Raw genomic sequence first — 12,064 nt, 5'->3', positions numbered from 1 at the left:
ATCTAATTATTTCTTTCTACGTTCTACAATATACTTATTACTCGGGTTAACTTTAGAACGAGTTCTATAACCTTTAGCAGGTAAACCTTTTCTTGAACGTGGGTGACCTCCAGATGAACGTCCTTCACCACCTCCCATTGGGTGATCAACTGGGTTCATTGCTACTGGTCTTGTTCTTGGTCTTCTACCTAACCATCTTGATCTACCAGCTTTACCTGATACGATTAATTGGTGGTCTGAGTTAGAAACAGCTCCAATTGTAGCCATACAAGTTAACAAGATTAATCTTGTTTCTCCAGAAGGCATTTTAATTGTTGCATATTTTCCATCTCTTGCCATTAACTGAGCGAAAGTTCCTGCAGAACGAGCGATTACAGCTCCTTGACCTGGTCTTAATTCGATACACGAAATAACAGTTCCTAGAGGAATTTTACTTAAAGGCATTGCATTTCCAATTTCTGGAGACGCTTCTTCACCTGAAACTACAGTTTGTCCAACTTGTAATCCATTTTGCGCAATGATGTAAGTTTTAGCTCCATCTGCATAATACAATAATGAAATAAATGCTGAACGATTTGGATCATACTCGATTGTTTTAACTGTTGCTGGAATCCCAACTTTAGCTCTTTTAAAATCAATAATACGATACTTTTGTTTGTGACCACCGCCTGTATAACGCATGGTCATTTTTCCTTGACTATTTCTACCTCCAGAGTTTTTTTTCGGTGCGATCAAAGAACGCTCCGGCTTATCAGTTGTAATAGTGTCAAAGCTATTAACAACTCTAAATCGCTGACCCGGGGTAATAGGTTTTAATTTTCTAACTGACATTTTCTATTAGATATTAGTATAAAAATCTATTGTTTCTCCCTCTTGTACTTGAACAACTGCTTTTTTGTAAGCATTTGTTTTACCACTGATTAAACCACTTTTGGTATATTTAACGCTTCTATCAGCTCTGTAGTTCATTGTATTAACTGCTACTACATTCACTCCAAAAGCTGCCTCAACAGCATTTTTGATTTGAATTTTATTTGCATTTTTAGCAACTACAAAACCAAAACGGTTAAAAACTTCACCATCTTTAGTTATTTTTTCAGTTATAATAGGCTTAATTATGATGCTCATAATCTTATTATTTACTTAAATTAGCTTCAATTCCGTCTACTGCACCCTCTAAAAGAACTAAACTTTTTGCATTTAAAATTGCATAAGTACTTAATTCTGAAGTAGTTACAACGCTAGACGCTTTTAAATTGCGTGACGACAAATATACATTTTTATTTGTATCGCCCAACACAAATAAAGATTTTTTATTCTCTAACCCTAAAGCTTTCAATACGTTAATGAAATTTTTAGTGTTTGGTGTTTCAAATGTAAAATCTTCAACTACTACTAAATTTGACTCATTTACTTTTAAAGACAAAGCTGATTTACGAGCTAATCTTTTTAAGTTTTTGTTCAATTTGAATGAGTAGCTTCTTGGTCTTGGTCCAAAAACTGTACCTCCTCCTTTAAACAAAGGATTTTTAGCAGATCCTGCACGAGCAGTACCTGTACCTTTTTGTTTTTTGATTTTACGAGTACTTCCTGCAACCTCAGCTCTTTCTTTAGCTTTGTGAGTACCTTGTCTTTGATTAGCCAAATATTGTTTTACATCTAAGTAAACAGCATGTTTGTTTGGCTCAATTGCGAAAACTGAATCAGAAAGTTGAACTTTTCTACCAGTTTCTTTTCCGTTGATATCTAAAACTTTTACTTCCATTACTTCTGAACGATTACATAAGAGTTTTTGTGCCCAGGAATAGCTCCTTTAACAACAAGTAAGTTCTTTTCAGCAACTACTTTTAAAACTCTAAGGTTTTGTACTGTTACATTATCTCCTCCCATTCTACCTGCCATACGCATTCCTTTGAATACTCTTGACGGGTAAGATGAAGCTCCAACAGAACCCGGTGCTCTTAAACGGTTATGTTGACCGTGAGTTGACTGACCAACTCCGCCAAAACCATGACGTTTTACAACCCCTTGGAATCCTTTTCCTTTAGAAACTCCAACAACATCAACAAATTCACCTTCAGCGAATAAGTCAACAGCGATTACATCGCCTAACTTGTACTCCGTTTCAAAACCTTTGAATTCAACTACTTTCTTTTTCGCAACTGTTCCCGCTTTCTTAAAGTGACCTACCTCAGCTTTAATAGAGTGTTTTTCAGTTTTGTCATCGAAACCTAATTGGATAGCTTCATAGCCATCTACATCATTGGTTCTGACTTGGGTAACAACGCATGGACCACACTCGATTACAGTACAAGGAATATTTTTCCCGTTCTCATCAAAGATGCTAGTCATGCCAATTTTTCTTCCGATTAACCCAGACATATTAAACTAATTATTAATTAAACTCTTATTTATAATACAAATAGTATTTGCACACTACTCATTTTGAGGGTGCAAATATATAAATTATTTTTTAATTATCGCAAAAATAAATAGTTAAGTAAAATTTCCTTCAAAAAAGGCCATTTTACCTACTAAAAATTATAAGAAAAAAACCGTAATGTTTATCACATTGACGGTTTTTTATATTAAATCATTGCTTTTTTGCAATTGTGTTTATCACACTTTGATCTCTACTTCAACACCACTAGGTAATTCTAATTTCATTAAAGCGTCGATAGTTTTAGAAGAAGAACTGTAGATATCTAACAATCTCTTATAAGAACTTAATTCGAATTGCTCTCTTGATTTTTTATTTACGTGTGGAGAACGTAATACAGTAAAAATCTTTTTGTGAGTTGGTAATGGAATTGGACCAGTTACAACTGCACCTGTACTTTTTACAGTTTTTACAATCTTCTCAGCAGACTTGTCTACTAAATTATGATCGTAAGATTTTAATTTTATTCTGATTTTTTGACTCATCTCTTTAAAAATTAAGCGTTACCTTTTGCTTTTTTGATTACAGCTTCTGAAATGTTAGAAGGTGTTTCTTCATAGTGAGAAAACTCCATTGTAGATGTAGCTCTACCAGAAGATAATGTTCTTAATGTAGTAACATAACCAAACATTTCTGATAAAGGAACATTAGCTTTGATAGTTTTAGCACCATTTCTATCTCCCATATCATTTACTTGACCTCTACGACGGTTCAAGTCACCTACGATATCACCCATGTTTTCTTCAGGAGTAATAACTTCAATTTTCATGATTGGCTCAAGAATAACAGCTCCTGCAGCTTTAGCTACTTCTTTATATCCCATTTTCGCAGCTAATTCGAAAGAAAGAGCATCAGAATCCACAGGGTGGAATGAACCATCCAATAAAGTAACTTTTAAACTGTCTACAGCGTAACCAGCTAAAGGACCCTGCTTCATAGCTTCTCTAAATCCTTTTTCTACAGCAGGAATATATTCTTTTGGTACGTTACCACCTTTAACTTCATTAACAAACTGTAATCCCATAGGAGCTTTACCGTCCACTAAATCAGCAGGTTCTAAACGGAAAACGATATCACCAAATTTACCACGACCTCCAGATTGTTTTTTGTAAACCTCTCTATGTTGTGCAGCTTTTGTAAACGCTTCTTTGTATTCTACCTGAGGCTCACCTTGGTTAACTTCAACTTTGAACTCACGTTTCATACGATCGATCAAGATATCTAAGTGAAGCTCACCCATACCCGAAATAATCGTTTGACCAGAAGCCTCATCAGTCTTAACTGTAAATGTTGGATCTTCTTCAGCTAATTTTGCTAAAGCCATACCCATTTTATCAACGTCAGCTTTAGTTTTTGGCTCAATAGCAATACCAATTACCGGATCAGGGAATTTCATAGACTCAAGAATAATTGGGTGTTTTTCATCACACATTGTATCTCCAGTCTTGATATCTTTAAATCCTACAGCAGCCCCAATATCTCCAGCCTCAATGAATTCGATTGGATTTTGTTTGTTAGCATGCATTTGGTAGATACGAGAAATTCTTTCTTTGTTTCCAGAACGCGTATTCAAAATGTATGAACCTGCATCTAAACGACCTGAATAAGCACGGAAGAAAGCTAAACGACCTACATAAGGGTCAGTAGCAATTTTAAATGCTAAAGCAGCAAACGGCTCTTTTACATCAGGACGACGAACAACTTTTCTTTGATCTTCTTCTAATAAATCTTTATCATCAGGGTGAATACCTTCGATACCTTCTTTATCTAATGGAGATGGTAAATACTTACAAACTGCATCTAACATAAACTGAACCCCTTTGTTTTTGAATGAAGATCCACACAACATAGGAATGATAGCCATATCAATTGTAGCAGCACGTAAAGCATTGTTAATTTCTTCCTCAGTAATTGAGTTTTCATCTTCCATATACTTTTCTAATAGGTTCTCATCGTAAGTAGCAATCTCTTCAATTAAAATTGAACGATACTCTTTTACTTCAGCAACCATATCAGCTGGAATATCAATAATATCAAAAGTAGCACCTTGAGTTTCGTCATGCCATACAATAGCCTGATTTTTAACCAAATCAACTACTCCTTTGAAATCTTGTTCTTCACCAATTGGCAAAGTAATTGCAACTGCATTTGATTTCAACATATCTTTAACTTGCTGACAAACCGCCAAAAAATTTGAACCTTGACGGTCCATTTTGTTCACGAATCCCATACGAGGAACTCTATATTGATCAGCTAATCTCCAGTTAGTTTCAGATTGTGGCTCAACACCATCAACCGCACTAAATAAGAACACTAAACCATCTAATACACGTAACGAACGGTTTACCTCTACTGTAAAGTCAACGTGACCAGGAGTATCGATAATATTGAAGTGGTATGCCTTAGATTCAGGAATAGTTTTTCCTTGAACCGTTGGGAAGTTCCACTCACAAGTTGTAGCAGCAGAAGTAATTGTAATACCTCTTTCTGCCTCTTGCTCCATCCAGTCCATTGTAGAAGCACCATCGTGAACCTCTCCAATTTTGTGTGTTTTACCCGTATAAAATAAGATTCGCTCAGTTGTTGTTGTTTTACCAGCATCAATGTGAGCAGCAATTCCAATATTTCTTGTATATTTTAAATCTCTAGCCATTTGTATACGAATTAAAATCTAAAATGAGAGAATGCTTTATTAGCATCTGCCATTTTGTGAGTATCCATTCTTTTCTTAACAGCAGCACCTTCTTCTTTAGCCGCAGCTAAGATTTCAGAAGCTAATTTACCTGCCATTGATTTTTCATTTCTTCTTCTTGCATAAAGAATCATCCATTTGATAGCGTAAGAAATCTTTCTATCTGGACGAATTTGCATTGGAATTTGGAATGTAGCTCCACCCACTCTACGTGAACGAACTTCTACGTGAGGCATAACATTAGTTAATGCATCTTTCCAAATCTCTAAAGCAGTTTTTTCTGCATCTTGCTTTTTAGTTTCTACGATTTCTAATGCATCATAGAAAACTTTAAAAGCTGTTGATTTTTTACCATCCCACATTAAGTTGTTTACAAAACGTGTTACTAACTGATCGTTAAATTTCGGATCCGGTAAAAGTGGTCTTTTTTTGGCCGCTCTTTTTCTCATGTCTTTTCTTTAAAAGATTTTAAATTACTTTTTCTTTCCAGCTGCTGCAGGCGCTTGTCCTGGTTTTGGACGTTTTGCTCCATACTTAGATCTACGTTGTGTTCTTCCTGCAACACCCGCAGTGTCTAATGCTCCACGTACGATGTGGTAACGTACACCTGGTAAATCTTTTACTCTTCCACCTCTAACTAATACTATCGAGTGCTCTTGTAGATTATGACCTTCTCCAGGAATGTATGCATTCACCTCGTTACCGTTTGTTAAACGAACCCTAGCTACCTTTCTCATTGCTGAGTTTGGTTTTTTAGGAGTTGTTGTGTAAACACGAGTACACACACCTCTTCTTTGAGGACAAGAATCTAAAGCAGCCGATTTACTCTTCTTAGTTATTTGGGTTCTCCCTGTTCTTACTAATTGTTGAATTGTTGGCATAATTAAATACTAAAAATTTTTACTGTTTAAAATTCCCGCTTTTTACGGGGTTGCAAATGTAGGAATTATTTTTTACTTTCCAAATCATAATTTATTAATTTTCAATGCAATTCATTTTAACAGTAATTTGATTTACATTGCATTATGAAAATAGAACAATAACAGAGTACTCTAAATAAAATTTATTTTGCTTTTTTTCGTTTCTTTACAGCAATGAAATATGTTTTTCTTTTTATAATGTGTTTGCACTTCCAATTATCATTGGGACAAAACTACTATTTAAAGATAGAAGGAGCATCTGAAATCGAAAACAAAACCATTGATAGCTTACAATACGAAAACAAACACGCTTCAGTAGCATCTATTTTAGAAGAACAGAAGCGTTTTGAAACCAAGTTAACAAATCAAGGATTTTTCGATTGGAAATTATTGAAACAAAACAAGATTAACGATAGTAGTTTTGTCTTCAAATACAGCTTAGGCAAACCAATAAAAAACAACAGTATATTTATAGGTAAACTTTCTGCCGAAGAAAAATCGATTTTACAATTAGAAAACGACACCTTAGTAATTGCCACGAATGAAGTCGAAAATTTCATGAAAAGCAAAATTGCACTATTAGAAAAGAAAGGCTATTCGTTGGCAAATTTACAATTGGTCAATCAACGAAGAATTGGAAATGATATACTTTCCGATTTACAACTCAAATTAAACTCGAAAAGAAATATTACCGATTTAGTAATCGTTGGATACGACAAATTTCCATCTGGAATTAAAAAAGCAATTACCAAAAAAGCCAAAAAAGCAACTTTCAATCAAGACAATTTAAAACAGATTAACGATACTTTTGATAAGTTACAATTTGTTAATCAAATCAAATATCCTGAAATTTTATTCACCACAGATTCAACAAAGATTTTCGTTTACGTTGAAAAATCGAAACCAAATAAATTTGATGGTTTCATTGGGTTTTCAAACGACGACCAAAGCAAGTTGACCTTTAACGGCTATTTAGATTTGCAATTGCAAAACATTTTAAACACGGGTGAAAAATTTAATTTGTACTGGAAAAACGACGGCAACAAACAAACTTCGTTTAACATCGGAACCGAATTGCCGTATATATTTAAAAGTTCAATTGGAATTAAAGCGAATTTGAGAATTTTCAAACAAGATTCCACTTTTCAGAATACTGTGACCGATTTGAATTTGGGTTACTATTTTTCGTATAACACCAAAGCTTATATTGGTTATCAAAAAACTACTTCGGTTGATATTCAAAATACCAATTCATTTAGTTTGAATGATTTTACGAATACATTTTTGACTTCGAGTTTTGAACATCTTGAATTGAATACTGATAGTTTTGTTTTTCCTGAAAAAGCAAAAGTTTTTGTGAAATTAGGAACAGGAAATCGAACGATTGCATCTCAAAAAACAAGTCAGTTTTTTACACAATTAGACATGAATTACAATTTCAATCTAAATTCCAAAAACAGTATTTTTGTTCGAAATCAGACTTTTTATTTACAAAGTGATGATTATGTAATTAACGAATTGTTCCGATTTGGAGGTATTAATTCGATTAGAGGTTTTAACGAGAACAGCTTACAAGCGAATGCTTTCACTGGAATCATAGCAGAATATCGTTATTTATTAGCTTCTAATTTATACCTACATTCTATTACCGATTTCGGCTATTTTCAAGACAAAACTTCCAATACAGAAGACCGTTTATTAGGCTTAGGTTTTGGATTTGGATTATTTACCAAAAATGGTTTGTTCAATTTAGTTTATGCTAATGGAAGCACGAGCGAACAAGCGATAAAACTTTCGAATTCGATTGTGCATATTAGTTTTAAAACGAATTTTTAAGATGTAATTCGACCGCAGATTCGCAGATTGTCAAAAAACTTAAAAACAATAATTTAAAATCTACAAATCTGTGGTTAAAACATAATAATCGAAATTCAAACTAAAATCCTATCTTTGCCACATGGAAAAAGACAACCAAATATTCGGGATTAGAGCAATAATTGAAGCAATTAACGCTAAAAAAGAAATTGATAAAGTATTCGTTCAAAAAGATGCACAAGGCGACTTGATGCTAGATTTGATGAAAACGATGAAAAGAAATAACATCAACTTTTCCTACGTTCCTGTTGAAAAACTAAACCGATTAACACCAAATAATCACCAAGGTGCCGTGGCAACTATTGCTCCTATTTCTTTTGTTGCATTAGAAACTATGGTGGAAAGTGTTATTGAAAGTGGTAAAAAACCTTTATTCCTAATTTTAGATCAATTGTCAGACGCACGTAACTTTGGCGCTATCATTAGAACTGCTGAATGTACGGGTGTTGATGGAATCATTATCCAAAAACAAGGTTCGGCTCCCGTGAATGGCGATACGGTTAAAACTTCTGCTGGAGCAGTTTTCAATGTGCCAATTTGTAAAGTAGACCACATCAAAGATGCCATTTTCTATTTGCAAGGAAGCGGAATCAAAACCGTTGCCGCAACTGAAAAAACAGAAAACCATATTTACGACATTAACTTTAACGAAGGCGTTGCGATTATTATGGGTAGTGAAGACAGAGGTGTAAATCCTTCGGTATTGAAAATTGTTGATGAAAAAGCAAAATTACCCATGTTTGGAACTATCGAATCATTAAATGTTTCTGTGGCTTGTGGTGCTTTTTTGTATGAGGCTTTGAGACAGAGAATGTAGTTATTAAAAAATGATTTTATCTAATTAACAAATAGCAAAATGAAGATACCACTTTTACTTTTGTTTTCAATTCTAATAACATCATGTTCTTCCTTTTCAAATTTTTCCAAGAATACAAAAATCGGGAAAGACAAAGAAGACAGAACCATAGTTTATAATTCTGAACTTAACTTTCAATCTTTAACTTTTGGAGATTTTAAATTTGCTTTAAGCAAAAAGGAGTTTAATTTGTTAAATCAAAATTCAAGTCCAGAATTTAATAACATTCTCTTTTATGCACAGACAGATGACGTTTCATACGAATACTATATTCTCCTGAACCATAAAAAAGTTAAAAAGAATGATAAGTTTATCTATCATGACACCATAATTGGAAAATCAAAATTCATTCTTGCTATTTCGAAAGATGCTCCAATCTCTGATATTAATTTTATAAAAAATAAAATATCAGAAGTTACTGAATAACTCATTTCTTCCCACCCAAAAACTCATATACCACTCTAATTGAAGAAGTAAAATACTCTTTTACCACTTCTTCAGGTTTTGGTGGTGGATTGAAATTACCTTTTTCGTCGAAGTTTTTCATAAAAGGATCGAGTTCTGGGTTGAAATCGGGTTTTTCCCATTCGTAGAAAATCGGTTTTGAAAATTGAGGTGTTTTTAGAACTAAAGCTAAGGCTAATCCCACAAGAAATCCTGCTAAATGGCCTTCCCACGAAATGCCTTCTTTTACATTGGGAAACATATACCAAACACTTCCACCGTATAAAATTACAATGGTGAAAGATAAAGCTACCAATCGGTAATATTTGGTAAAAATACCTTTGAAGAAGATAAAACTCACCAAAGCATAAATTAATCCGCTAGCACCAATATGATAACTCGGTCTTCCTAACAACCAAGTTCCTAATCCCGAAAAAAGAATTCCTAAAAACAAAACCACGAACGATTGCTCTTTGTAGAAATATCTCAATATTGGCAACAACACTAATAAAGCAAAAGAATTGTTTGCCAAATGTTCTGTATCTCCATGCAAAAATGGACTAAATAGAATTCCTTTTAATCCATACACTTCTCTTGGATAAATTCCAAAATGCGACAAATTATGTTGAAATTGTAATTCGTACCAAAAAACCAACCATAGTGTTAATACAAAAAATAACGGCAATAAAATGACCGCTTTTGTAAACTGAAAAGGATTATCGTGCTGTTTTTCCATATTTGAATGAATTCAAAGATAAAGCCAAAAATATTTCTATGCACATTTGTCATAAAATTGTAATTTTACAACATGAATCAACCATTAGCCGAACGCATTCGCCCGCAACAATTATCGGATTACATCAGCCAATTACATTTAGTTGGACCTGAGGGTTCTTTAACGCAACAAATTGCCAAAGGATTAATTCCAAGTTTGATTTTATGGGGACCACCAGGAACCGGAAAAACCACTTTGGCACAAATCATGGCACAAGAAAGCAAACGTCCGTTTTACCAGCTAAGTGCGATACATTCAGGTGTGAAAGACATTCGTGAGGTAATCGAAAAAGCGAAACAAAGCAGCGGTTTATTTACAGCAAAAAATCCGATTTTATTTATTGATGAGATTCATCGTTTTTCTAAATCCCAACAAGATTCATTGTTGGCGGCGGTGGAAAAAGGTTGGGTAACTTTGATTGGTGCAACGACTGAAAATCCGAGTTTTGAAGTCATTCCCGCTTTATTGTCAAGATGTCAGGTGTATGTTTTAAATGCGTTTACCAAAGACGATTTAGAAGCTTTATTACATCGTGCCATGAAAACCGATGTTCAGTTACAAAACAAAAATATCCAATTACAAGAAACTGAAGCTTTATTGCGACTTTCGGGTGGCGATGGTAGAAAATTGTTGAACATTTTTGAATTGGTCATCAATGCTACCGATACTTCGACAAGCTCAGCACCCATTGAGATCACAAATGAGAGAGTTATGCAATTGGTGCAAAAAAACACAGTGTTGTATGACAAAACTGGCGAGCAACATTACGATATAGTTTCTGCTTTTATCAAATCGATTCGTGGAAGTGACCCAAATGGTGCTGTGTATTGGTTAGCTAGAATGATTGAAGGTGGCGAAGATGTAAAATTCATCGCCCGAAGAATGTTGATTTTAGCTAGTGAAGATATTGGAAATGCAAATCCAACGGCTTTGATTATGGCGAATAATACGTTTCAAGTGGTGACAACTATTGGCTATCCCGAAAGCAGAATTATTTTGAGTCAATGTGCGATATATTTGGCAACTTCAGCCAAAAGCAATGCCAGTTATATGGCAATTGGAAAAGCACAACAAATGGTAAAACAAACTGGCGATTTACCCGTTCCTATTCATTTACGAAATGCACCAACCAAATTAATGAAAGAATTGGGTTACGGAGAAGAATACAAATATTCACACGACTTCCCAAATAACTTTGCAGAACAAGAATTTTTACCTACCGAAATTTCAGAGACTAAATTTTTTGAACCAGGAGAAAATGCTCGCGAAAAAGAATTGCGACAGTTTTTAAAGAATCGTTGGAAAGATAAATATGGATATTAATTAGGAAATGGAAGTTGGAAGTTTTTTAAAACCTAACCTCTACTTTTTCCGAATAGACTTTTCCATCAAAATCATATTCAAAAAACCATCCATTATTTTTCTTTAAAAGAACTCCTTTGTAAATTTCTTTACCTGCAAGAAAAACAGTATCTAATGAAGTAGAATATAAATAAAAAACAGTATGTCCTGAATAATCAACTAAATCATACCCTGTATCAGTAGCAACTGCTTTAAGTTCACTTGTGTTGATTATACCATTAGATTTTTTTGACGGAACAGACTCAACTACTTCTTTTGTTTTTTCAGTTGATTTAATAGTAGCATTTTTAATTTTTAGACTTCCTTTTACTGAATTTAAAGCGCCACGAAAGGCCTCAATATAAGCTTTCTGATAGTCTTTTTCTCTACTTGTTCCTTGGTCACTTATGAGAACAACTTTATTATAACAATCTTTGAATTCAAAATTAACTTTAGTTGTAAATATTCCATTATTTTCAGTAACATCTACAAAAAGAGCTAAACATCTATTTTTGGCCAAATCTTCTGGAAATTCATCAGTATCAAAATACACCTCAAATCCTTCTTTTTCAAAGAAAGATTTTGTCAAATCGTTCAAATTATATTTGTTTTCTTCTTTAAAGAAACTAAACTTTTTTGGCACAATGATGTATTTATAATTCTCTTGTGCAAATGAAAATGTAAAACCAAACAACAATAACAACAAGACTAATTTCTTCAT

General features: G+C 33.8%; 14 protein-coding genes. 4 read left to right on the top strand and 10 right to left on the bottom strand.

The genetic code is table 11. From position 1 onward, the window contains the following. Positions 1-6: 6 nt before the first annotated feature. The 8 genes from rplB to rpsL all read right to left on the bottom strand — a co-directional run bounded on the left by rplB (position 7) and on the right by rpsL (position 6,013). A complete protein-coding gene (rplB, locus tag ACE3PD_RS00655) occupies positions 7-831 on the bottom strand; it encodes a 50S ribosomal protein L2 (protein WP_026725640.1) in 825 nt (274 codons plus the stop codon). A gap of 6 nt (positions 832-837) precedes the next feature. Further along, positions 838-1,128, bottom strand: a complete 291-nt coding sequence (rplW, locus tag ACE3PD_RS00650) for a 50S ribosomal protein L23 (protein WP_026725641.1) — start codon at positions 1,126-1,128, stop codon at positions 838-840. Between the two features lie 7 nt (positions 1,129-1,135). Next, positions 1,136-1,765, bottom strand: coding sequence for a 50S ribosomal protein L4 (rplD, locus tag ACE3PD_RS00645; RefSeq protein WP_026725642.1), 630 nt, complete (start codon positions 1,763-1,765; stop codon positions 1,136-1,138). Then, complete coding sequence (gene rplC, locus ACE3PD_RS00640; RefSeq protein ID WP_374398588.1) at positions 1,765-2,382, bottom strand: 50S ribosomal protein L3; 618 nt, start codon at positions 2,380-2,382, stop codon at positions 1,765-1,767. Before rplC ends, rplD begins: the two co-directional genes overlap by 1 nt. A gap of 237 nt (positions 2,383-2,619) precedes the next feature. Continuing rightward, positions 2,620-2,925 (bottom strand): 30S ribosomal protein S10, encoded by a 306-nt coding sequence (gene rpsJ, locus ACE3PD_RS00635; RefSeq protein ID WP_009779180.1) that lies wholly within the window; start codon positions 2,923-2,925, stop codon positions 2,620-2,622. An 11-nt stretch (positions 2,926-2,936) separates the two neighbouring features. Then, positions 2,937-5,093, bottom strand: coding sequence for an elongation factor G (gene fusA, locus ACE3PD_RS00630; protein ID WP_374398587.1), 2,157 nt, complete (start codon positions 5,091-5,093; stop codon positions 2,937-2,939). Between the two features lie 11 nt (positions 5,094-5,104). Continuing rightward, entirely contained in the window at positions 5,105-5,581 is a 477-nt protein-coding gene (gene rpsG / locus ACE3PD_RS00625; protein WP_026725645.1) for a 30S ribosomal protein S7, read from the bottom strand. 24 nt (positions 5,582-5,605) lie between these two features. After that, positions 5,606-6,013 carry a 30S ribosomal protein S12 gene (gene rpsL / locus ACE3PD_RS00620; protein ID WP_231836113.1) on the bottom strand — a complete coding sequence of 136 codons (408 nt, stop codon included), beginning with the start codon at positions 6,011-6,013 and terminating at the stop codon, positions 5,606-5,608. 237 nt (positions 6,014-6,250) lie between these two features. Between rpsL and ACE3PD_RS00615 the strand changes: the two genes are divergently transcribed. The 3 genes from ACE3PD_RS00615 (at position 6,251) to ACE3PD_RS00605 (ending at position 9,209) form a co-directional block, all read left to right on the top strand. Beyond that, positions 6,251-7,888 carry a hypothetical protein gene (locus ACE3PD_RS00615; protein WP_374398586.1) on the top strand — a complete coding sequence of 546 codons (1,638 nt, stop codon included), beginning with the start codon at positions 6,251-6,253 and terminating at the stop codon, positions 7,886-7,888. Positions 7,889-8,009: 121 nt separating this feature from the next. Beyond that, positions 8,010-8,744, top strand: coding sequence for a 23S rRNA (guanosine(2251)-2'-O)-methyltransferase RlmB (rlmB, locus tag ACE3PD_RS00610; protein WP_374398585.1), 735 nt, complete (start codon positions 8,010-8,012; stop codon positions 8,742-8,744). A gap of 39 nt (positions 8,745-8,783) precedes the next feature. Continuing rightward, entirely contained in the window at positions 8,784-9,209 is a 426-nt protein-coding gene (locus ACE3PD_RS00605) for a hypothetical protein (protein ID WP_374398584.1), read from the top strand. A 1-nt stretch (position 9,210) separates the two neighbouring features. Here ACE3PD_RS00605 and ACE3PD_RS00600 read toward each other — a convergent pair whose 3' ends face one another. Further along, positions 9,211-9,963, bottom strand: coding sequence for a rhomboid family intramembrane serine protease (locus ACE3PD_RS00600; RefSeq protein ID WP_374398583.1), 753 nt, complete (start codon positions 9,961-9,963; stop codon positions 9,211-9,213). A 72-nt stretch (positions 9,964-10,035) separates the two neighbouring features. Here ACE3PD_RS00600 and ACE3PD_RS00595 point away from each other — a divergent pair, with 72 nt between their 5' ends. Continuing rightward, complete coding sequence (locus ACE3PD_RS00595) at positions 10,036-11,325, top strand: replication-associated recombination protein A (RefSeq protein ID WP_374398582.1); 1,290 nt, start codon at positions 10,036-10,038, stop codon at positions 11,323-11,325. A gap of 25 nt (positions 11,326-11,350) precedes the next feature. Here ACE3PD_RS00595 and ACE3PD_RS00590 read toward each other — a convergent pair whose 3' ends face one another. Beyond that, entirely contained in the window at positions 11,351-12,064 is a 714-nt protein-coding gene (locus tag ACE3PD_RS00590) for a hypothetical protein (protein ID WP_374398581.1), read from the bottom strand.

It is taken from the genome of Flavobacterium sp. (assembly GCF_041911335.1).
Classification (GTDB): domain Bacteria; phylum Bacteroidota; class Bacteroidia; order Flavobacteriales; family Flavobacteriaceae; genus Flavobacterium.
Note: the sequence above shows the minus strand (reverse complement) of the source record. Positions and strands in the feature narration are given on the sequence as shown.

What these genes read in the sequence shown, in the direction of transcription:
- rplB (WP_026725640.1), bottom strand. Translation starts at nt 831, where the DNA reads ATGTCAGTTAGAAAATTAAAACCTATTACCCCGGGTCAGCGATTTAGA.
- rplW (WP_026725641.1), bottom strand. Translation starts at nt 1,128, where the DNA reads ATGAGCATCATAATTAAGCCTATTATAACTGAAAAAATAACTAAAGAT.
- rplD (WP_026725642.1), bottom strand. Translation starts at nt 1,765, where the DNA reads ATGGAAGTAAAAGTTTTAGATATCAACGGAAAAGAAACTGGTAGAAAA.
- rplC (WP_374398588.1), bottom strand. Translation starts at nt 2,382, where the DNA reads ATGTCTGGGTTAATCGGAAGAAAAATTGGCATGACTAGCATCTTTGAT.
- rpsJ (WP_009779180.1), bottom strand. Translation starts at nt 2,925, where the DNA reads ATGAGTCAAAAAATCAGAATAAAATTAAAATCTTACGATCATAATTTA.
- fusA (WP_374398587.1), bottom strand. Translation starts at nt 5,093, where the DNA reads ATGGCTAGAGATTTAAAATATACAAGAAATATTGGAATTGCTGCTCAC.
- rpsG (WP_026725645.1), bottom strand. Translation starts at nt 5,581, where the DNA reads ATGAGAAAAAGAGCGGCCAAAAAAAGACCACTTTTACCGGATCCGAAA.
- rpsL (WP_231836113.1), bottom strand. Translation starts at nt 6,013, where the DNA reads ATGCCAACAATTCAACAATTAGTAAGAACAGGGAGAACCCAAATAACT.
- ACE3PD_RS00615 (WP_374398586.1), top strand. Translation starts at nt 6,251, where the DNA reads ATGTGTTTGCACTTCCAATTATCATTGGGACAAAACTACTATTTAAAG.
- rlmB (WP_374398585.1), top strand. Translation starts at nt 8,010, where the DNA reads ATGGAAAAAGACAACCAAATATTCGGGATTAGAGCAATAATTGAAGCA.
- ACE3PD_RS00605 (WP_374398584.1), top strand. Translation starts at nt 8,784, where the DNA reads ATGAAGATACCACTTTTACTTTTGTTTTCAATTCTAATAACATCATGT.
- ACE3PD_RS00600 (WP_374398583.1), bottom strand. Translation starts at nt 9,963, where the DNA reads ATGGAAAAACAGCACGATAATCCTTTTCAGTTTACAAAAGCGGTCATT.
- ACE3PD_RS00595 (WP_374398582.1), top strand. Translation starts at nt 10,036, where the DNA reads ATGAATCAACCATTAGCCGAACGCATTCGCCCGCAACAATTATCGGAT.
- ACE3PD_RS00590 (WP_374398581.1), bottom strand. Translation starts at nt 12,064, where the DNA reads ATGAAGAAATTAGTCTTGTTGTTATTGTTGTTTGGTTTTACATTTTCA.